Genomic DNA, 20,579 nt, shown 5'->3' on the forward strand with positions numbered 1-20,579 from the left:
ACGCTCAGGCGCCCAGGGCGTCCGCCGCCGTCGGGGAGGAGTCGCGCAGGAAGGTCGAGCAGCGCTCGTACTCCTCCTTCTCGCCGATCGCCCCGGCCGCGCGGGACAGGGCGCCCAGGGCGCGCAGGAAGCCGCGGTTCGGCTCGTGCTCCCACGGGACCGGGCCGTGGCCCTTCCAGCCGGCACGGCGCAGGGCGTCGAGGCCGCGGTGGTAGCCGGTGCGGGCGTAGGCGTACGACTCGACGGTGTTGCCCGCGGCGAACGCCTCGTCGGCGAGGACCGCCCAGGCGAGCGAGGAGGTGGGGTGCGCGGCCGCCACCTCGACGGCGGGGGTCCCGGCGGCGATGGCCTCGCGGCCCGGCTCGTCGGGGAGGTGGGTGGGGGCGGGGCCCCCGAGGAGGTTCTGGTGAATGGACATGCGCACAGTCTGGCGGAACGCGTACGGGGACGTACCGCCGACCGGGTCGGTCAGCGGGGAGCGCGGGGGGCCGGGCGGCGGCGGGCGCCCGCGGCGACCAGGGCGGCCACCGCACGGCGGGGGGCGCGGGCGGTCACCAGCGCCTCGCCGACCAGGACGGCGTCCGCGCCCTCGGCCGCGTACGCGGCTACGTCCCCGGCGTCGCGGATCCCCGACTCGGCGATCCGCACGACGTCGTCGGGGATCGCGGCGGCGAGCTTCGCGAAGGTCCGGCGGTCCACCTCCAGGGTGCGCGGGTCACGGGCGTTGACCACGGTCAGGCGGGCTCCGGCGGCGACCGCGCGGGCCACCTCCTCCTCGGTGCGGACCTCGACCAACGGGGTCAGCCCGATGTCCTCGGCGAGCCGGACCAGCACGGCCAGGTCGGCCCGGGGCAGCGCCGCCGCGATCAGCAGCGCGAGGTCGGCCTGGTGGGCGCGGGCCTCCCACAGCTGGTACGGGGTGACGACGAAGTCCTTGCGCAGGACCGGTACGGAGACCCGCGCACGGACCGCGTCGAGGTCGGCCAGGCAGCCGCGGAAGCGGCGCTCCTCGGTGAGGACGCTGACCATCGCGGCGCCGCCCGCCTCGTACTCGGCGGCCAGCGCTGCCGGGTCGGGGACGCCGGCGAGCGGTCCCGCGGACGGGCTGGCGCGCTTGATCTCGGCGATGACCTGGACGCCCCCGGGCCGCCGCAGGGCGGCCACCGCGTCGATGGGCGGCGGGCCGACGGCGGCCAGGCTCTTCAGGTCGCCGAGCGGCACCCGCAGTTGACGTACGGTCAGGTCCGCGCGGACGCCCTCGATGATGGCCGCGAGCGCCCTGCGCGCACTGCCGTGGACGCCCGGGGCGCCCGGGGCGCCCACGGTCCCCGCGCCGCGCGTGGTGCCCGTGCCGCGCGTGGCGCCCGTACTGCCCGCGCCGCGCGCGCTGCCCGCGCCGCCCGCCCCGCGCGTGGTGCCCGCGCCGCCCGCGCCGTGCGGGCTCATCGCCGCGGCCCGCGGGCCGGCCGCGGCGCCCGGCCCTGCGCCCGACGGCGGCCCCGCTCCCGGATCGTGCTCAAGGAAGTCCTCCCGCTGTTCGTGCACGGCACGGCATGGCATGGCGATCGGCCGACGTGTCACGTACCGCGATCCTCGGGCCCCCGCTCCCCGCGGACAACGTCCGAACCCCCCGTATGTCACCTCCGCGGTGGTCCGGCCACCGCGTCGGCGGCACACCGGCCCGTCCACCCCCGCCGGAGGCCCTCCCCGCCCCGGGGGTGGTGGCGGGACACCACCCCCCGGCCCGAGCCCGGTGGCCGGAACACCTCCCCCGCCACCGGGCCGCCGGTGGACGGTGGGACCGCAGCAGACTCAGCCAAGGGGGGCAAAGTCGTGACCACCGTCATGAACACCATCGTCCGGAAGAAAGGAACCGCCGCGGGGGCGCAGGGGCAGGGGGGCCGCGCCGGCACGGTGCGCGGCCGGCGCGACCCGCTCGACGAGGTGACCGAGGACCTGTGCACCACGGTGTTCGCCTCGCTCCGTCGCCGGGACCAGCGGGAGAAGGGCCTCCAGTACGTACGGGGCCTGCTCACCACCAGCGGACGCAAGTCGATCCGCGGCATCGCCGCACAGGTCGGGGGGCCCGCCGCGGAGCAGAGCCTGCACCACTTCATCTCCAGCTCCACCTGGGACTGGGAGCCGATCCGCACGGCGCTGATCCGCCGGCTCGCGGCCAACGGCCCGCTCGCCGCATGGGTCGCCCAGCCGATGGCCATCCCCAAGGGCGGCGAGCACTCGGTGGGCGCGGGCCACCGCTTCGACCCGCACCAGGGGCAGATGTTCCGCGGACAGCAGGCCTTCGGCACCTGGTTCACCTCGCCCGAGGTGGCCACCCCCGTCGGCTGGCGGCTGTTCCTGCCCGACGCCGAGGGCCCCGCGGGGGTACGGGCCAACACCGCCCGGCCCACCGCCGCCGAGGACGCGCCCGCGCACGCCGTCCCGTACGAGGAGTGCGCCGCCCTCGGCGTCTTCGAGACCGTCCGGAGCAGCGGACTGCCCGTCCGCCCCGTGGTCCTCGACATCCGGGACATCGGCACCCGGCTGACCATGAACCGCTTCGCCGAGGCCCGCATGCCCGTCATCGCCCGGATCAGCCCGGCCGCCAGGCTCCTGGTCACCGACCCCTCGCTGCCCGGCTACGGCTCCGGCGCCCTCAGCGCCGTGGACCTCCTCCAGTCCGTCAAGGGCCTGCGTATGCCCGTCGAATGGCCCGACCCGGCGGGTTCCCCGGCGCACCGCAGCACGCTGGCCGCGGCGGTCCGCGTGATGATGCCCGACCCGTCGCCGGCCCGCCGCCGGCAGCTGCTGCTGATCGGCGAGTGGACCGACCCGCGCAGGCTGCCGTCCCAGCTGTGGATCACCGACCTGACCCGGCCGCCCGTGGGACCGCTGCTGCGGATGACCAAGCAGGCCCGCCGCGTCGCGCACTGCGCCCAGAACTCCGGCCGGGAAGTGGGCCTGCGCGACTACGCCGGCCGTTCCCTCCACGGCTGGCACCGCCACGTCACCATGGCCTCCGTCGCCCACGCCGCCCACGCGCTGGCCGGGCAGGAGCGGCAGCGGCAGCGGCAGCAGCCGTACCCGGTGCGGCCGCTCCGCTGACCCGCCCGCACCGGCGGTGTCCGCTCGGCGGGGACCGTACGCCGGGAACCGTACGCCGGGAACCGCCGCCGCCGGGGGCCCGCGCCCTACGCCGGGCCCGTCCGCTGCCGGTCCGCCTCCGTACGCCGGTCGTGCAGCACCCCGCGGGCCTTGCGCAGCCGCAGCGCCATCTGGATCTCCAGGGCGCGGTCGGGCTTCTGCCACAGGGGGCCGAGCAGTTCGGCGATCCGGTCCAGGCGGCGGGAGACGGTGTTGGCGTGAACGTGCAGGGCCTCGGCGGCGTGGGTGGGGCTGCCACCCGAGTCGAAGTACGCCTCCAGGGTGCGCGTCAGCTCCGTGAAGCGGGTCGCGTCGTACGCGAGGACCGGCCCGACGGTCGATTCGATGAACGCGTCCACGTCGTGGTCGGTGGACAACAGCAGCCCGAGGAAGCCCAGTTCGCTGAGCGAGGCGGTACCCCCGGCACCGTCCAGCGCGGTCAGGGCGTCCAGGCAGCGCACGGCCTCCGCGTACACCCGGGCCACCTCGCCCGCGCCCGCCGAGGGACCGGCCGCCCCGGTGGACACCGGGTGCCCGAGCATCGGCGACAGCTCGGCCGAGACCTGCCGGGCGGCGGCCGAGGCGTCGGAGCCGGGCAGCACCAGCACGATGCAGCCGCGGCGCACGCCCTTGAGGCCGTTCACCCGGTACGCGTACGAGGACGCCCACGCCACCGCCCTGCCCAGCTCACCGCCCTCGGGCCGGGCCACCACGACCACGTGGGGCTGCTCCAGTTCCACGCCCAGGCGCCGGGTGCGCTCCAGCAGGTGCCGGTCGGACCGGTCGGAGCGGCCGCTCCGGTCCAGCAGGTCCTGGAGGAGCTCCTCGTGGACCGGGCCCTCGGCGGCCGCCGTACCGCGCTGGATCAGGACCAGCGCGGCGACCGTCTGCGCGGCCATCTGCAGCAGCCGTACGTCCTCGGCCGTGAGCGGAGCCGAGGCGTGCAGCACGAGGACCCCGAGGTCCTCGGCGCCGGCCAGTACCGGGGCCAGCCACACGTCGCCGGGCAGTTCCACCGGCCGCCGGTCGGTGTGCACCACCAGCGCCGCCCTGGCCACGGCCTCCTCGTCGAGGGCCGCGGGCAGCGGCCCGGTGGAGACCAGCGGGCGGCCACCGGGGTCGCGCACCTGCAGGACGCCGTCGAGCGCGTCCGCGGTGGCCCGGGCCAGCGTCGACAGGCCCGCCCCGTCCAGCACCAGCCCGGCCAGCCGGGCGTGGCACTCCCACAGGTAACGGACCCGGGTCAGCGCGGTGTTGGTGCGGGACCCGAACCGCTCCAGCTCCCCGACCTCCGCACGGGCCCGCTCCAGCCGCCCGGCCCGGTCGACGGCGACGGCCGCCAGGTCCGCGAGGGACAGCAGCAGCCCGGTCTCGTCCGGGGTGAAGCGGCGCACGGTGCGGGCGGCCCCGTACAGGGCGCCCAGGGTCGAGTCCCCGGCCCGCAGCGGTACCGCGACGACCGCGCGCAGTCCCTCGGCCCGGACCGCCTCGTCGACGGCGGGCCCGCGCGGGACGGCCCCGTCGGCCGGGTAGTCGGCGGTCCACACCGGCGCGCGCCGGACCTGCGCCATGCCGCCCAGACCCGTACGGGCGCCCAGGTCCAGGCCGGCGCTGAGCGCGGTGGTCCCGCCCTCGGAGATCCGTACGTACGCGGTGCCGTCCGGGCGGTCCAGGGACACCCAGGCCACGTCGAAGCCGAGCAGCCGGCTCGCCCGGCGGATGACGACCCGCAGCAGGGCGTCGAGGTCGTACGGGGCGGTGAGGTCGTGCGCGGTGTCCGCCAACGCGGTGTGCGCCGCCTGCCGCTGACGCCTGCTCTCCTCCTGACGGCCGGGCTCCTCGTGACGGCCGGGCTCCTCCTGACGGCCGGGCTCCTCCTGCCGGCCGGACCCCCGCTGCGCGGCCGCGGTGCCGGTGCCGGTGCCCGCCGCGGCGCCGGCGGCCGCGCCGCCGCCGGTCCGTACCGCACGCGCCAGCTCCAGCGCCCGGGTCAGCCCGGCGAGCTCCGCCCCGTCCGCGCCCGACCTGCGGGCCTCGTCCATCAGGGCGTCGAACCGGGCCTGCGGAGCGTCCCGCGCGAGCAGCTCCAGCACGGCCAGCGGCCCGCCGCCCCCCGGTCCGACAGCGGCGCCTATGTCCCGATCCATCTCTGTCTCCCCCCGGCTGACCAGTGCTTTCAGGCCAGATGACCCCGAACCTAGGTTCCGGGTGGCGAGGGGTCAAGCGGACCCCCCGCGGCCTCGGGGCGGCCGCCCGGTCGCCTCAAGACGGCCGCGGGGTGGTCCCGCAACCGCCGCGGCCGTCAGGAGTGTCGCCGGGTCACCTTCTCGCCGTCCGGAGGCAGCCGGAAGGCCGGCCCCCGGTACGGAACGAGGGGCGCGAGACGCCACGGGGATAGGGAGCGTCACGCAGCCGCCGGGTCCGGGCGGGCGTCGGGACGGGAGAGCACCTGCTGTTCGAGATCACCGTGGCCGCGGCGCCGGTTCCGCGCCGGGACGGAGCTCCGCGTACGGCGGGCCCCCGGACGGCTGCGCGGGCGACGACCCTGCCGCGGTCCTGATCCGCCGGGCGGCCAGCGCACGGGCCCGCGACCACACGGCGGCCCGCCGCCGCTCGTCGCGGGCCGCCGCCCCGGTCGCCTCGGCCACGGCCACGGCCCGCCGGGCCAGCGCCAGTTCGCGGGGCGCGTCCGGGCCCGCGCCGCCCAGCGTCTCCCCCCGCAGCACCGCGTCCCGTACGACGGCGGCCAGCGCGGCGCCGGACAGCGCCACTCCGGTGCCCCAGCCCACGAGGCCCGGTACGACGGCGGCCGCCGTCGCCGGGTCGAACCCCGTCCACAGCAGCCGGTGCGGGCGGGCGCCCGCCGCGACCAGGGCGGGCCAGCGCGGGTCGTCGTACCGCAGGTCGGCGCAGGCGTACAGCAGCCGGGCCGTGTCGGCGGCGGCCTGCGGCGGGCCGGTGAGCCGCGGCCCCGAGACGAAGGCGATCCGGGCCAGGTCCAGGCCCGCCCGGTGCGCCCGGCCGAGACCGGTCAGCCAGGCCTCTAGTACGGCCTCGTAGGCCGCGGCCCCGAACACCGGCCCGCAGTAGACCCCCAGCCCCTCGCCGAGGCAGCGTACGACCGCGGCCAGACCGTCCGGGGTGGCCCGTACGCCCACCAGGACGTTGGGCCGCCCGACGCGGCGCACGAGCCCGCGGGCGGCCGCCACCTGCGCGTCGGCGCCCCGGTGCCAGGGCGCGAGCGGCACCGCGACCAGCCCGTCCGCCCCGCGGCCGGCGGCGTACCGGCGCAGCAGCACGTCGCAGGCCGCGCGGGCCTGCGCGGCGAGCAGCACCTCGACCGGCTCGCCGGGGCCGGGGCACGGGCGGGGGCGGGGGTTGCCGTACGTTTGTTCCGGACGGAGCAGGCTCTCCAGGACGGTGTCCACGCCGCACAGCACCCCGCGCACTCCGCGAATCCCGGCGGCCGCGAGCGGAGGGCGACAGGGGTCCGCGTACGGACCGGCCGCCCGTCCGGTGCTGTCCAGCCAGGCGTGCACGCCCTCGGCCGCAAGGCGGTCCAGGACGCCGTCGCCCGGCGCCGGGCCGGGGTCTCCCACCGCGTTCAGCCGACCGGGACGACGGCGAATGGCCGTTCCCGGAAGTGCCGTTGGGCACCAATGCGGCCGGGGGCGCGCCACCCGGCGACCCGCCGTACGGTGCGGCCACCGCGGTGCCGGACCGGTCGACGAGGGGAGTGCGCATGTCCGGATTGTGCGACGGGCCGGACCGGTCGGCACTCCCGGGCGGGCGAGTCCATCACCTCTTCCGGTACCCGCGGTAAGCGCGGACCTGACGGACCATCGGACGCGCCTTTGACGGTACCGCGACCGGAAAAGCACCCTTCCGGCGATGCCGCACGCGGCCCCACTGCCCCTCCGCGGAACGGAGCCCCCGCATGACCCCTCCCTCCCCCACCGAGCTGTGCCTGGTCGGAGCGGGCTCCCGCGGCCTCCCGGTCCTGGTGCGGCTGCTCGCCCTGGAGCGCGGCCCCGCGCGCCACCGCTCCCTGGTCGTCCACGTGGTCGACCCGGCCGTCCCCGGCGGGGACCCCGTCCGGTTCGCGGGCCGGCACGGCAGCGCACCGCGCATGGCCGCCGCCGCGTCGCGGATCACCGTCTACGCGGAAGCGGGCGCGGGGGCGGGCGGGGGCGCCGGCGCCGATACGGACACCAGCGTCCGCGCGGGCACCGCCGCGGACGCGGACACCGCCGCGGGACCCCGCGACCGGGCCGGGTGCGGCCCGAACCTCTACGAGTGGGCCCGGTCCCTGGCCACCTCGGCCGAAGAGGGCGAGCACGACCCGCGGACGCTCGACGAGGCCCGCCGCCTCGGCCCCGGCACCCGTCCCACGGCAGCCCTGCACGGCGCGTACCTGCGCGACGCGTTCGAGCACCTGATGCGGGACGCCCCCGCCCACGTCACGGTCGAGGTGCACCGCGCCCGCGCCGTGGCGGTCACCGGCGGCCCCGGCCCGTCCGGCGGCCCCCGGAGCGTCCGTCTCGACGACGGGACCCGTCTCGACGGGCTCGACGGGGTCGTCCTGGCCCTCCGCCCGTCAGGCGCCGAAGCCGCGGCGGGCGGCCTCGATGCGACCGAGGTACCGGTGGGTCCAGTCGCACATCCCGTGGACGGTCTCGCGCAGGGCGCGGCCCGGCTCGGTGAGGGTGTACTCGACCCGCGGCGGCACGGTGGGGTGGACCTTCCGCTCGGCCAGGCCGTTGCGCTCCAGCATGCGCAGGTTCTGGGTGAGCATCTTGTGGCTGATGCCCTCGATCTCGTCCCGCACCTCACTGAAGCGCAGTGTCCGCTCGCCCAGCACGTCGATGATCAGGAACGCCCACTTGTTGGCGACGTCCGAGAAGATCTCCCGCGCAAGCGAGTCCGCGCGCGTCAGGTCCGCGTCGTCCGGCGAGCCGCTGAACTGCTTGGTCACCACAAGGTTCCCCCGTCACCGAAAAGTGCGTTCTTCCATGTCAGCGGGCACTCTCCTACGGTTCCCGAGTAACCACAAGTGACCACGACGGTGACCACGACGGTGACCGCAACCGTGACCACGACAAGGAGGCGGACAGCATGGCCATCACCCTGGTGAACCCCGAGGGACTGCCGGAGATCGGCGCCTACCGGCAGGTGTCGATCGCGACCGGCTCGAAGCTGGTCTTCATCGCCGGGCAGGTCGCCTGGGACGCCCGGGGGGCGACGGTCGGCGAGGGCGACCTCGCGGCCCAGGTCGAGCAGTGCTACCTCAACATCGGCACCGCCCTGGACGGCGCGGGCGGCTCCTTCGACGACGTGGCGAAGCTGACCGTCTACGTCGTCGACTGGACCCCCGACAAGATGCCCCTCTTCCTGGAGGGGGTCGCCCGCGCGGCCGCGAAGCTGGGCGGCACCCCGGTGCCGCCGGGCACGCTGGTGGGCGTCGCGGCGCTGGACGTCCCCGAGCACCTGGTGGAGGTCGAGGCCACGGCGGTCCTCGACTGAGCACCCGGGCGGTCGCGGGCGGCCCTCAGGCGCACTGGGCGCCGGCCGGGCCCAGCAGCACGGCCCGGCGCAGGGCCCGTACGGCCGCCGCGGGGCCGCGGTCGTGGTCCGTGTCGAGCGCGGCGGCCAGGGCGTGCAGGTGGCGCAGGGACCCGACGCGCCGACCGGACCGGCGCAGGGCCGCCAGGTACGGCTCCTCCAGCCTCTCGCGGCCGTTGTGCAGGGCGAGCAGCGCGGAGAGTTCGGTGTGCAGCTCGCGGTGGCGGCCCAGGGCGAGCCCGGCCTCCACCCACTGCCCGAGGACGGCGAGCCGGGACTCCTCCAGGGCCGCGATGCGGGCGCCGAGCCAGCCGCCCGCCTCGATCCCCGCGAAGGCCGGGCCGGTCCACAGGTCCAGCGCGCCGCGCAGCCGGCGGACCGCGGTCTCGAAGTCACCCCGGGCCATGGCCCGGTAGCCGGCGCCCGCGCCGCGCTCGAACTCGTCGAGGTCGCAGCGGCCGCCGCCGGTGTCGAGAAGATACCCACCGGGCACCGACGGGAGGACGCCGTCGGCGGTGCGCACCGCGCGCGGCCCGGCGTCCAGCGCGGCGGCCAGCCCGTCGCGCAGGACGCGCACCGCGGAGTGCGCGACGGCCCGGGCGTGTTCGGGCGGCACGCGGCCGGCCAGCTCCTCGGCCAGTACGGACACGGGAACCACCTGGTTGGCGTGGGCGGCGAGGACGGCGAGCACGTGCCGGGCCGCCGGGGTGGGTGCCACGACGGGCACACCGTTCTCGCTGACGCGGAGCCCTCCGAGTACGTCGATGTCCACAGTTCTCTCCCCCAGAGCAGACCGGACGCGGCGGCGTTGGCGACGCCGTGCCAGTGAAAAATAATACCGGGGAGGATTTTTTAGCAACCTACGCCTGTCCAACTTCTCCCGAACCGCCCCCGAACGGCCCCCGAACCCGCGACGAACCCGCGCCGAAGCCACCCCGAACCGCCCCCCTGGGCCGCCCCCGGACCGACCCCGCCCGGACCGGTGGCCCGGACCGGCGGCCCGGACATACCGCCGGACATGCGGAAGCCCCGGACGGGACACCCCCTCGCGCGGGGTCCCCTCGTCCGGGGCCTCCGCCCGGCCCTCAGGCGCGGGCGCGCCCGGCCGGGCCGGCCGGCGCCACCGGTCCGTCAGGCTCCGGCGACGGCTCCGGCACCGACCTCCGCGATCACCCGCGGGCCGGGTTCCCCTCCCCCCGTCGCGAGGACGGGAACTCCCGAGGCGCATCCGTACGTACAGGGGTGCGTGCCCTGCGGGCCGTAGAGCGCCCGCGCCCCCCGGCCCGGCGCCGTGTCCAGCCGGATCGCCAGCGACGGCACCACGACGTTGGGCATCACGTGCGTGTAGAGCGCCGACACCTGCTCGTCCAGGTCCAGGTCCAGCATCTGCGACATCATGTTGAGGCCCGCGTAGGACCCGACGATCAGCTGCGACGGCACGACCGGATCGACCGTCGGCATCAGCTCGCCCCGGGCCTTGGCCTCGGTCATCAGGGACACGTGCAGCTCGATCCACGCCGCGTACGGCGACGCCCGGTCCAGGCTCAGCGTGGTCTGGTCGAGGGTGAGCCGCGCGCTGGCCCGCATCAGCGAGTCGTGCCGCAGCCGGTGCGAGAAGATCATGCCGATGTCGACGAACTCCTGCACCTTGTACTCCTGGGGCGCCGCGTTCGGGGCGGACGCCACCTGGGCGTCGATCACCGCCTGCGCGAGGTGCTCCTTGGAGTCGAAGTGGAAGTAGAGCGCGCCCTTGGTCACCCGGGCGATGTTGACGATGTCGGAGAGCTTCGCCGCCTCGTACCCGCGCTCCTCGAACACCACCGCGGCCGCCTCGAGGATCGCCTGTCGGGTACGCACCGCGCGGTCCTGCTTGACCTGGGGTCGTTCTGTCCTCATGTGCCGAGCCCTCTCCTGCCCCCGTCGGTCATGCCGCTGCGCTCAGAGTTCCCCCGGCAGCCGGCGGGTGAACCGTCCTCACCCGCCATCCCCGGCACCCGGTATCTTTACATGCCCCCGGGTACGTTCCTGTCCGTGCAGTTTCACACCATCACGAAGCCGCCGTCCACAGGCATCGTGACTCCTGTGACGAACGACGCCCTGCCGCTGCACAACCAGGCGGCCGCCTCGGCGATCTCGGCGGGCTCCGCCGTCCGCGGCTGGGGCGTGCCGGCGTGCAGCTGGGCCTCGATCCCCGGCACCGCCGCGAACCACTCCTCGACCACCTCGGTCCGCGTGGTGCCCGGCGCCACCGCGTTGACCCGGATGCCCCGGGCCGCGTACTCGGCCGCGGCCGCCTTGGTGAGGCCGATGACCGCGTGCTTGGCCGCGACGTACGGCGCCGCCACCGGGGTGGCCAGCAGGCCCCCGACGCTGCTGTTGTTGACGATCGCCCCGCCGCCGGTCTCCAGCATCGCGGCGATCTCCGGGCGCAGGAAGTTCCACACCCCGTCCACGTTGACCCGCATGATCCGCTGGTACAGCTCGTCGTCCATCTCGTGCAGCGGCGTCCGCCCGGCGCCCCAACCGGCGTTGTTGAACGCGCAGTCGAGCCGGCCGAAGGACTCGACCGCCAGGGCCACGGCGGCCTCGGCGTCGGCGCGCACGGTCACGTCCGCCACCGCGTAGCGCGCCCGCGCGCCCTGCTCCGTCAGCTCCGCGACGAGGTCCCGGAGCAGTTCCTCGCGCCGGGCGACGAGCACGACGCTCGCGCCCTCCCGCGCGAAGACCCGGGCGGCGGCGGCGCCGATGCCGCTGCTCGCCCCGGTGATCAGCGCGACCTTCCCCTCCAGCAGCCCCTGCCGCTGCCCGTGTTCCTGCCCCAGCCCCTGCATGCCGCTTCCCTTCATCCGTACGTCCTCGGCCCGTGCCCTGCGCCCGTGCCCTGTTCCCGCGCTTCCCGTCCGCGCTTGCCGTCCGCGTCTGCCGTCCGCGCTTCCCCTTCGCGCTTCCCGTCCGCGCCTGCCGTCCCGCGCCGCGTTCCGGTGCGTCGCGCACCGCGTGCCACCCGGCTCAGGCCGGACGGGCGGCGCCCACGACATCCGCCCTGCCCGCCACGCCCGCCGCGCCCGCGGCCTCCGCGTCCACCGCCCGCAGCAGCCGCTCGTCGATCTCGCCGAGCGAACCGACCAGGTGGCGCACGCCCGCCTCACGCATCTGCCGCCCCTGGAAACCGTGTTCGAAGGGGCTCGGGTGCCCGATGAACGACGCCCCGAGGCCCAGCGCCGCCTCGGCTACCCGTGCCACGTCGTCCACGAACAGCGTCTGCCCGTGGTCGAGGCCGAACACGTCGACGGCGATCTCGTGCACCCCCGGGCGGAAGGAGTCCGTGCTGACGTACCCGGGGCCGTCGAAGAGGTGCGCGAGGTGGCCGAGGTACCGGTCGAAGTGCTCCTTGTCGAGGCCTCCGTAGCAAACGGTGCGGAGCCCCAGGCACCGCAGCCGGTGCAGCAGTTCCTCGGCGCCGGGCAGCACGTGCACCGGATGCCGGGCCACGTGGGCGGCCCGCTCCTCGAAGTAGACCTCCAGCACCTTCTCCGGCGCCCAGTCCACCCCGGCCGCGCGGCCCATGGCCAGCGCCGCGACCGCGCGGGGCTGGGAGAAGATCCCGCGTTCCACTTCACCGTCGTAGGTCCCGCCGCGCCGGGTGACGAAGCCGTGGATGACCGGGCTGAAGGTGTCGCTGAGGAGGACGCCGTCGATGTTCAGGGCGGCGAGCCGCAGGTGCCGCAGGGGCTGCATGGCGCTCCGATCGTGCGGGGGAGGCCGGCACCGGCTGTTTTCGGGCAGTTGGGGCCCGCGCACCTGGCGGGCCCCCCGAAAAATACCTACCAGTACGCGGGCTGCCGCGCGTTGAGAAAGATACCGGATGCCGGTTCCGCCGTACGGCCCGGAACTCTTCCGACCCTATGGCGTAGACCACATCAGAAACCGGGCCTGAGCTGGGTAATCTTCACAATTCAGCCACCCGAGCACCGGATCGGGCTATGGCCTGCGTCACTCTGTACGGACGGGCGGGTGTTCCTCAGGTAATCATCTGAGAGGTAATCAAACCCTGAAGTACGTACTTTGCTGGCAGTAGAAGTTTGTTGTATCCGGCCATGATGACGAGGGGCTTCATGATCACGACTCTGGAACCGATGGACTTCATCACCTCGGCCTCGACCGCGAGCTGTATCTGCCCGGCCAGGTCGGACGACGGGCGGGCGACCACGGTTCCGAGGGCGCTCGTCCACCGTGCGGCCTTCGCCGAGGTCTTCCTCACCGGTATGTGCCGCCCCGCGGAGAACCTCTTCCACATCACCGCCCAATGGCCGCGCGGGCACTGCTTCTTCACCCCCATCGGGGGCACGCACTACGACCCGATGCTGATCGCGGAGACCATCCGGCAGGTCGGTTCGTACCTCGCCCACGAGGCCTTCGGCGTACCCCTCGGGCACCAGTTCCTGCTCTGGTCGCTGGAGTACTCCACCGTGCCCGAGAACCTCGTGATCGGCAGCGCCCCCGCCGACCTCGACCTGACGGTCACCTGCCCCGAGATACGCCGCCGCGGCAGCCGGCTCACCGCGCTCTGCTACGAGGTGGTGGTCCGTCAGCACGGCCGCGTGGTCGCCACCGGCCGGGTCGGCTACACCGTCACCTCCCCCGCCGTCTACCGGCGGCTGCGCGCCGAGCAGTTGGCCAAGGAGCCCGTGGCCTCGCTGCCGCCGGCCCCGCTCCCGCCCGCCGCCGTCGGCCGGCTCTCCCCGTTCGACGTGGTGCTCGCCGACGCCCCCCGTCCGGGGGTCTGGCAGCTGCGTTACGACACCCGCCACCCGGTGCTCTTCGACCACACCGGCGACCACCTGCCCGGCATGGTCCTCCTGGAGGCCGCCCGGCAGGCCGCGGTGGCCCTCGGCGGCGGGGGCGACGTGCTGCCCGTCTCCGTCATGAGCGGCTACCAGCGCTACGCCGAGTTCGGCAGCCCCCTGTGGATCCACGCGGAGCCCGCCCCGACCGAACTGGGCGACGCGGGAACCCGGTCGGTCCGGGTGACGGGCGTCCAGGACGGCGAGCAGGTCTTCGAGGCCTTCGTGGGCACCGAGCCGGTCGACGCCGTACCGCCGGCGCGCTGACGGGACCTGCCGCCCCCGCGCGGAACCGCCGCGCCCACGGGGCGCAGGAACCGGCGGGACGAACGAGCGGGCGGGGCGGACCGGCCGGCGCGACGGACACGCCGGGCGGCCGCGCCCCGTCAACGACCCAAGGGTCTGCCGGTCCGGGGGGACCGGCAGACCCTTGGTGTGTCCTGCCCGGTGGAGCGGTACCGCTACTTCAGCCGGGTACCCGTGGAGCGCAGGTTCGCGCACGCCTCGGTGACGCGCACGGCCATGCCCGCCTCGGCGGCCTTGCCCCAGGTGCGGGGGTCGTACTTGGACTTCGTGCCGACCTCGCCGTCGACCTTCAGCACCGCGTCGTAGTTGCGGAACATGTGGTCCACGACCGGGCGGGTGAAGGCGTACTGGGTGTCGGTGTCGAGGTTCATCTTCACGACGCCGTTCTCCAGCGCCGTGGCGATCTCCTCGGCCGTGGAGCCCGAACCGCCGTGGAAGACGAAGTCGAACGGCGAGGACTTGCCGTACTTCTCGCCGACACCGGCCTGGAGGTCCTTCAGGAGCTCGGGACGCAGGACGACGTTGCCAGGCTTGTAGACGCCGTGCACGTTGCCGAAGGAGGCGGCCAGCAGGTAGCGGCCCTTCTCGCCCAGACCCAGGGCCTCGGCGGTGCGCAGCGCGTCGTCGACGGTGGTGTACAGCTCGTCGTTGATCTCGTGGCTGACGCCGTCCTCCTCGCCGCCGGTCGGGGTGATCTCGACCTCGAGGATGATCTTCGCGGCGGCGGCCTTGGCCAGCAGCTCCTGGCCGATGGCCAGGTTGTCGGCCAGGGTCTCGGCGGAGCCGTCCCACATGTGCGACTGGAAGAGCGGGTTCAGACCGCGGGCCACGCGCTCGGCGGAGACCTCGATGAGCGGACGTACGTAGCCGTCCAGCTTGTCCTTGGGGCAGTGGTCCGTGTGCAGCGCGACGGTGATGTCGTACTTCGCGGCCACGATGTGCGCGAACTCGGCCAGGGCGACGGCGCCCGTGACCATGTCCTTGTTGTACTGGCCACCCAGGAACTCCGCACCACCGGTGGAGATCTGGATGATGCCGTCGCTCTCGGCCTCCGCGAAGCCGCGCAGCGCAGCGTGCAGGGTCTGGGAGGAGGTCACGTTGATGGCCGGGTAGGCGAACTTGCCTGCCTTCGCCCGGTCGAGCATCTCGTTGTAGACCTCGGGGGTTGCGATGGGCATCTGTCCGCTCCTTGGATGTGCGGGGAGTGTGCTTATTGCGGGCCCTGACCTGGGGGCGACGTCATCGTCGCGCCTATCTTTCCAGACTCCGCGCGACACTCCACCCCGCCGGTCTCACCGGGTGGGCAGAACGTGCCGGGACGTTTCACGTGAAACATCCCGGCAGCTCACAAATGGCCAGGTCACAGCCGGCTCAGGGACTTCCGGGGACCTTCGTCACCAGTTGTGACCACGGTCCCGCAGGCCGGAACGCTCCGGTCCGGAGCAGTCCGGGCGGCCCGGCCGGAGCCGCCGGGACCGGCCCGGAGCGGTCCCGGCACCCGGCGCGCGTCCCGGGCGGCCCGGCACCCCCTACGACAGGCCGAGGTCCCCGAGGCGGTAGCCGGTGAGGTACGGCAGGCCCGCGGCCGCGATGGCGTCGGCCGCTCCGCGGTCGACGATGGTGGCGACGGCGACGACCTCGCCGCCGGCCTCGCGGACCGCCTCGACGGCGGTCAGCGGGGACCCGCCGGTCGTCGAGGTGTCCTCGACGACCAGGCAGCGCTTGCCCTTCACGTCGGTGCCCTCGATGCGGCGCTGCATGCCGTGCGCCTTCTGCGCCTTGCGGACGACGAAGGCGTCCAGGCGCCCGCCGCGCGCGGCGGAGGCGTGCAGCATCGAGGTCGCGACCGGGTCGGCGCCCAGGGTCAGGCCGCCGACGCAGTCGAAGTCGAGCTCGGCGGTCAGGTCGAGCATGACCTGACCGACCATGGGGGCCGCCTCGCCGTCGAGGGTGATCCGGCGGAGGTCGATGTAGTAGTCGGCCTCGCGGCCGGAGGAGAGGGTCACCTTGCCGTGCACGACGGCCTTGTCCTTGATCTGCTGCAGAAGCGCATCGTGTACGTCAGTCATGGCCCTGAGCTTAGACGGCCCCGTTCGGCTCTAGCCGAGCCGCCGCCAGGCCCACGTGGTGGAGATTTCCAGCGGGTCCACGGGGGTGACCAGGCGGGGCAGGCTGTTCAGCCCGTTCGGCGGACCGGACTGCGGCTCCACGCACACGGCCTCGGGCTCCTCGTCGTAGACGACCACCCACTCGGCGCGGCTGGTGACCCTCAGCTCCAGCGCCCCGGGCCAGGTGAGGGTGACGTCGACCCCGTCCGGCATCCCGAAGCAGTCGTCCCACGGTCCGGGCAGCGGGTCGATGCGGTTGCCGGTGGGGAGGTGGTCCTCGCCCCGCTCCTCCTGCCATCCGGCGGTGAAGTCGACGTGCACGTCCTTGCCGGTGCCGAGGTTGCGGTGGAACCAGGGGTGCCAGCCGGCCTGCGCCGGGAAGGAGTCCCCGTACGTCTCGACGCCCAGGGTGAGGGTCATCGCGCTCTCGGACAGCTCGACGATCTGGGTGACGCGGCCGGGGTAGGGCCACGGGTCGGTGAGGTCGTACGTGAACACGGCGTCCGCGGGACCGGAGCGGGCCCGGCTCCAGGCCGCGTCGCGGCCGAAGCCGTGGATGGCGTGCGGGGGGTGGTTGACCGGGAGCTGGTGGACGGTCGCCCCGTCCTGGAAGCGGCCGTTCTCGGTCCGCCCGCACCACGGGACCATCGGGAAGGCGCCGTAGTGCGGGCCCTGGCGCAGCAGTTCCGTCCCGTCGATGCGCAGGCTGCTGATCCGGCAGCCGTTCTCCTGGTCGACGGTCACCTCGGCGCCACCGGCGCTCAGTTGCGTACTCATGCCGCCGACCCTAGTGCGGGCCGGTCGTCAGCGTCGGCGGCGCAGCGCCCGGCCGAGCACGACCGCCGACGCCACGGCGAGGGCGGCGGCCGGGGCGAGCCAGCGCAGGCTCTCACCGGCCGTGTTGGCGGTGGGCGCGGGAACGGGGGCGTAGCGGCCCCGCGGCGGCGCGTGGTCCACCTCCTCGGCGCTGCGGCCGATCATGGTCCGGCGGGCGTGGGCGGCCTCGGCAGGGGGCCGCGGGGCCCCGTCCAGCTCGTCCGGCTTGCCGGCCAGGAAGGGGTCCGGGGACGGCGTCGGCACCTCGGTCTCGAACACGGACGCCGTGACCTCGGTGATCTCCTCACCGGCGCCGGCTGCGGCGTCCTCGCCGGCCTCGCCCTCGGCGACGGGATCGGCGTCGTCGGCTGCCCGTCCCGGCCCGGCCCCGTCGGCCGGCTCCGCCGCGACGGCGGCCAGCTGCTCGGCGGTCCGGTCCAGCAGCCGCCGTACGGCGGTGGCGGTGGCCTCGGGGGTGAACGCGGCCGCGCGCCCGTCGGCGGTGCCCCCGACGCTGAACTCCAGCCGGGTCCCGCCGTCCCCCGGGGCCAGCCGCAGCTCCACCCCGAACGTGACCGTGCCGTGGCCCCGGACCTCGGCGCCCTCGCCGTCGGCGGTGAAGCGGCCGGGGGTCCGCTCGGTGACGACCAGGGCGCCGCGGTAGGTCACGGTGTGCCCGCCGACCCGGATCTTGAGGCGGCCCGAGAGCGGCCCCGACGCGGCGTCGGCGTCCTGCTGGAGTCCCGGTACGCACCGGGCGACCCGGGCGGGGTCGCGCAGTACGGCGCGGAGGTCGTCGGGCGGTACCGGAACGAACACCTGATGCTCCATGCGGCCGAGCCTACCGAGGAGACCCGCGCCGGGTCACGAATACCGCGGGTGCGGCAGCGTCGACGGCGGCAGTCCGGGCACCCGGGTCCGCTCCGTGTCGCGCGCGGCGTCCTGGAGGGAGCGCGTCGACAGCGAGCGCAGCCCCGGCGTGTCGCGGTCGACGCGCAGCGCGGGCACCTGCTCGCGGGCGGCGAGGACGAAGCCCCAGTCCTGCGGAGGTGCGGCGCCCAGGATCCGCGGGGTGCGGTCGGGTCCGGCGGCGAAGCCGGAGAGGCGCCCGCCCGCGCTGTAGGGGGCGGTCCGCAGGCCGGCCGCGCGCAGGGTGGACTCGACGGTCCAGTACGAGCGCGGCCGCGCGGCCATCGGCCCGGCGTGCACGGCGAGGCGCCCGCCGGGGCGCAGGGCCCGCGCGGCCAGCCCGTAGAACTCCTGCGAGTACAGCTTCGTGCTGGGCGTGATGCCCGGATCGGGGAGGTCGGAGACGATGACGTCGAACCGGTCCCGGGCGGCCGGCTGCCGCAGCCAGCCGAAGGCGTCCTGGTTCACGACGCCGAGGCGCGGGTCCCCGTACACCCCGGCGTTGAGCGCGGAGAGCATCGGATCGGTGCGGGCGAGGCTGACCACGCCGGGGTCGAGCTCGACGACGGTGACGGAGTCGACGTCGCGGTAGCGCAGCACCTCGCGGGCGGCCAGCCCGTCGCCGCCGCCGAGCACCAGGACCCGGCCGTGGGGGCCGGTCATCGCGGGGTGGACGAGCGCCTCGTGGTAGCGGTACTCGTCGTACCCGCTGATCCGCAGCCGCCCGTCGAGGTACAGGTCGAGGGAGCGCGGCGAGCCGGTCGGCGGCCCGGTCAGCACGAGTTCCTGCACCCCGGTCCGGACGGCGACGCGGACCTCCGCGCCGTACACGGCCCGCCGGGCGACCCGCTCGAAGTCGTCGGCGAGGACGGTCGCGCAGCCGAGGACGGCCAGGACGGCCGCGTTCCCGACGATCAGGATCAAGCGGGAGCGTCGGCTCAGGTCGCGGCGGAACAGCCACAGCACGAGCCCGCCGCCCGCGACCACGTTCACGGTGCCGGTGAGCAGGGCGCCGGTGAGCTGGCCGAACAGCGGCAGCAGCAGGAACGGGAAGGCGAGGCCGCCGACCAGGGCCCCGACGTAGTCGGCGGCGAAGAGGTCGGCGACGGCGCCGCCCGCGTCCTGTCTGCGGATGCGCTGGATCAGGACCATCAGCAGCGGGATCTCCGCGCCGATGAGCACCCCGATGGCGAAGGAGAAGGCGACGAGGGCGGGCCGGGACTCGCCCAGCCAGGCGAAGCTCGCGTACAGCGCCATGGCCGAGAGCCCGCCGAGGAGGGCGAGCGCGGCCTCGATGGCCCCGAAGCCGAACGCCGGCCGGTGGCGGAACCGCTTGGCGAGCAGGGAGCCGACGCCCATCGCGAAGACCATGACGGACAGGACGACCGACGCCTGGGTGACGGAGTCGCCGATGAGGTAGGTCCCGAGGGCGAGCAGCTCCAGTTCGTACACGAGCCCGCAGGCGGCGCAGACGAACACGGTGGCCAGGACGAGGAGTCGGCCGGTCCGGGGCCCCACGGGCAGGGCGGCCTGGACGGTCGCCGCGCCCCGCGGCTCCGGGGCCGGGAGCACCCGGCGCGGGACGGAACGGTCGATCATGAAGCGAACCGTACGTTACGGCTCACCCACACCCTGTCACCCACATGGGTGCAAGTGACGTACCGATTGGGCCAGTTGGCGTAACCGCGCCGCACCATCCGCGCCCCGCGAGCGCCGGACCGCGCCGGACGCGCCGGACCACAGCGACCGCGCCGGACGCGCCGGACCACAGCGACCGCGGCGGACGCTCCGGGCCGCGGCCGGGCCGCGGCGCTACCGCAGGACCGGGCTCTCCAGCGCGGCCGCGGCCGCAGCCGCCTCCGCGCCCATCCGTACGCCGACCCGGGTCCGGGTGGCCACCAGTTGGCCCTCCTGGGGGTACGCGTGCCAGGTCCGCCACCGCACCTGCCCCTCGTGGCGCTGCGCGAGCAGGGCCGTGAAGGCGTGCGGACTGCCCGGGAAGGTGCCCGCTAGCCCGTTCGGGTGGTCGGCGACCAGCGCGAGCAGCTCCTGCGCCCGCCCCGCGAAGGAACCCCGGGACAGGGTCTCGACGCGCGCGGCGAACTCGTACTCCCAGTCGCCCACCCGTTTGGCCACGCCGAGCGGCAGCGGCGTGCTGCTGCCCGGCATGCAGGCGACCGTCTCCGAACAGAGCACCTCTCCCTCCTCCAGAAGCACCTGGTGGGAGGCCCCCAGCAGGCGCAACTCAACTTTTGCGCCATCCAGTTGGAGATTCAGTACGGCCAGGGCGGGCAGCCGGTCCCGGCCCAGAGCCCAGGCAAGGTCGGCGGCACGCGTGTCGGTGTATGAGGTCTGGAGGGTCGTGAGCATGAGTCGGCTCCGCAAACGCGCGAGGGAGATGGGCCGGGGCCCGCCAGCGGTAGTCAACGGGTGGGGGGACACCGGCACGGGTCCACAGGAAGTCCAGGGAGGTCCGAGGACTGGTCTACTCAACCGAGGGAATCATGAAAGGCACGGCACTCACAGCGGTTTTACCCAACTTGAAGGGGTTTACATCCCCCCGGGGGCTCCACAGTTCACGTGTTCAACGAGTTGCGTCCCGCGCGTCGCCGTGCAGGGCGAACGGAAGGGCGCCCGAGGGGATCCCGACCCCCCGCGCGCCCACGTCCGCGCGGCGTCCGCCGCGCCGTCTCAGCTGGAACCGCAGCCCCCGCCGCCGCAGGAGGACGACGATCCTCCGCAGGACGACGAGGACCCGCACGAGGACGATCCGCTCGAACACGAGTGTGACGAGCCGCTCCCGCCCGCCCACCAGCTGCTGCTGTGGCTGCCGCCACTGCTGCTGCCGGCGCCCCCTCCGATGCCGGACGTAACGGCGCGCTTGACGGCC

At 75.0% G+C, this 20,579-nt stretch carries 19 protein-coding genes and 1 pseudogene; 4 read left to right on the plus strand and 16 right to left on the minus strand.

Annotated elements, in window-relative coordinates; all coding sequences use genetic code 11:
• Positions 1-4 precede the first annotated feature (4 nt).
• On the minus strand, positions 5-418 hold the full coding sequence (locus ACFWTC_RS14705) for a DUF3151 domain-containing protein (protein WP_383916455.1): 414 nt from the start codon (positions 416-418) through the stop codon (positions 5-7).
• 50 nt (positions 419-468) lie between these two features.
• Complete coding sequence (gene trpC / locus ACFWTC_RS14710; RefSeq protein WP_383916565.1) at positions 469-1,323, minus strand: indole-3-glycerol phosphate synthase TrpC; 855 nt, start codon at positions 1,321-1,323, stop codon at positions 469-471.
• A 510-nt stretch (positions 1,324-1,833) separates the two neighbouring features.
• On the opposite strand from trpC, the gene ACFWTC_RS14715 reads away from it, so the two are divergent.
• Positions 1,834-3,105, plus strand: a complete 1,272-nt coding sequence (locus ACFWTC_RS14715; protein WP_384027518.1) for an IS701 family transposase — start codon at positions 1,834-1,836, stop codon at positions 3,103-3,105.
• Positions 3,106-3,191: 86 nt separating this feature from the next.
• Here the strand turns inward: ACFWTC_RS14715 and ACFWTC_RS14720 are convergent, their stop codons facing one another.
• On the minus strand, positions 3,192-5,291 hold the full coding sequence (locus ACFWTC_RS14720) for a helix-turn-helix domain-containing protein (RefSeq protein WP_384027516.1): 2,100 nt from the start codon (positions 5,289-5,291) through the stop codon (positions 3,192-3,194).
• Between the two features lie 315 nt (positions 5,292-5,606).
• The gene (locus ACFWTC_RS14725) at positions 5,607-6,743 is read right to left on the minus strand and encodes a transaldolase family protein (RefSeq protein WP_384027514.1); all 1,137 of its coding nucleotides are present in this window, start codon (positions 6,741-6,743) and stop codon (positions 5,607-5,609) included.
• Between the two features lie 338 nt (positions 6,744-7,081).
• Here ACFWTC_RS14725 and ACFWTC_RS14730 point away from each other — a divergent pair.
• Positions 7,082-7,723, plus strand: a pseudogene (locus ACFWTC_RS14730) (FAD/NAD(P)-binding protein); the annotation flags it as partial.
• 18 nt (positions 7,724-7,741) lie between these two features.
• Here ACFWTC_RS14730 and ACFWTC_RS14735 read toward each other — a convergent pair.
• Complete coding sequence (locus tag ACFWTC_RS14735; protein WP_383916439.1) at positions 7,742-8,122, minus strand: winged helix-turn-helix transcriptional regulator; 381 nt, start codon at positions 8,120-8,122, stop codon at positions 7,742-7,744.
• A gap of 137 nt (positions 8,123-8,259) precedes the next feature.
• On the opposite strand from ACFWTC_RS14735, the gene ACFWTC_RS14740 reads away from it, so the two are divergent.
• Positions 8,260-8,667 carry a RidA family protein gene (locus ACFWTC_RS14740; RefSeq protein WP_383916436.1) on the plus strand — a complete coding sequence of 136 codons (408 nt, stop codon included), beginning with the start codon at positions 8,260-8,262 and terminating at the stop codon, positions 8,665-8,667.
• 25 nt (positions 8,668-8,692) lie between these two features.
• On the opposite strand, the gene ACFWTC_RS14745 is transcribed toward ACFWTC_RS14740, so the two are convergent.
• The 4 genes from ACFWTC_RS14745 to ACFWTC_RS14760 form a co-directional block, all read right to left on the minus strand.
• Positions 8,693-9,478, minus strand: coding sequence for a BTAD domain-containing putative transcriptional regulator (locus tag ACFWTC_RS14745; protein WP_383916433.1), 786 nt, complete (start codon positions 9,476-9,478; stop codon positions 8,693-8,695).
• A 359-nt stretch (positions 9,479-9,837) separates the two neighbouring features.
• A complete protein-coding gene (locus ACFWTC_RS14750) occupies positions 9,838-10,602 on the minus strand; it encodes a ScbR family autoregulator-binding transcription factor (protein WP_383916430.1) in 765 nt (254 codons plus the stop codon).
• 143 nt (positions 10,603-10,745) lie between these two features.
• Positions 10,746-11,552, minus strand: a complete 807-nt coding sequence (locus ACFWTC_RS14755) for an SDR family NAD(P)-dependent oxidoreductase (protein WP_383916427.1) — start codon at positions 11,550-11,552, stop codon at positions 10,746-10,748.
• 163 nt (positions 11,553-11,715) lie between these two features.
• Positions 11,716-12,444 carry an HAD family hydrolase gene (locus tag ACFWTC_RS14760; protein WP_383916424.1) on the minus strand — a complete coding sequence of 243 codons (729 nt, stop codon included), beginning with the start codon at positions 12,442-12,444 and terminating at the stop codon, positions 11,716-11,718.
• 377 nt (positions 12,445-12,821) lie between these two features.
• Here ACFWTC_RS14760 and ACFWTC_RS14765 point away from each other — a divergent pair, with 377 nt between their 5' ends.
• Positions 12,822-13,817 (plus strand): ScbA/BarX family gamma-butyrolactone biosynthesis protein, encoded by a 996-nt coding sequence (locus ACFWTC_RS14765; RefSeq protein ID WP_383916421.1) that lies wholly within the window; start codon positions 12,822-12,824, stop codon positions 13,815-13,817.
• A 194-nt stretch (positions 13,818-14,011) separates the two neighbouring features.
• Here the strand turns inward: ACFWTC_RS14765 and fbaA are convergent, their stop codons facing one another.
• From fbaA to ACFWTC_RS14800, 7 genes are all read right to left on the minus strand, one after another.
• Positions 14,012-15,034 carry a class II fructose-bisphosphate aldolase gene (gene fbaA / locus ACFWTC_RS14770; RefSeq protein ID WP_383916419.1) on the minus strand — a complete coding sequence of 341 codons (1,023 nt, stop codon included), beginning with the start codon at positions 15,032-15,034 and terminating at the stop codon, positions 14,012-14,014.
• A 351-nt stretch (positions 15,035-15,385) separates the two neighbouring features.
• Entirely contained in the window at positions 15,386-15,925 is a 540-nt protein-coding gene (pyrE, locus tag ACFWTC_RS14775; RefSeq protein WP_267721098.1) for an orotate phosphoribosyltransferase, read from the minus strand.
• A 30-nt stretch (positions 15,926-15,955) separates the two neighbouring features.
• On the minus strand, positions 15,956-16,741 hold the full coding sequence (locus ACFWTC_RS14780; protein WP_383916416.1) for an aldose 1-epimerase: 786 nt from the start codon (positions 16,739-16,741) through the stop codon (positions 15,956-15,958).
• Between the two features lie 27 nt (positions 16,742-16,768).
• Positions 16,769-17,611: an SRPBCC family protein gene (locus ACFWTC_RS14785; protein WP_383916413.1), complete on the minus strand. Its 843-nt coding sequence runs from the start codon at positions 17,609-17,611 to the stop codon at positions 16,769-16,771.
• A gap of 33 nt (positions 17,612-17,644) precedes the next feature.
• The gene (locus ACFWTC_RS14790; RefSeq protein ID WP_383916410.1) at positions 17,645-19,288 is read right to left on the minus strand and encodes a polyamine aminopropyltransferase; all 1,644 of its coding nucleotides are present in this window, start codon (positions 19,286-19,288) and stop codon (positions 17,645-17,647) included.
• Between the two features lie 213 nt (positions 19,289-19,501).
• Positions 19,502-20,059, minus strand: a complete 558-nt coding sequence (locus tag ACFWTC_RS14795) for a DUF2617 family protein (RefSeq protein ID WP_383916407.1) — start codon at positions 20,057-20,059, stop codon at positions 19,502-19,504.
• A gap of 214 nt (positions 20,060-20,273) precedes the next feature.
• Entirely contained in the window at positions 20,274-20,501 is a 228-nt protein-coding gene (locus tag ACFWTC_RS14800; protein WP_383916404.1) for a hypothetical protein, read from the minus strand.
• Positions 20,502-20,579 lie beyond the last annotated feature (78 nt).

The organism is Streptomyces sp. NPDC058619 (genome assembly GCF_042717785.1).
Taxonomy (GTDB): Bacteria; Actinomycetota; Actinomycetes; order Streptomycetales; family Streptomycetaceae; genus Streptomyces.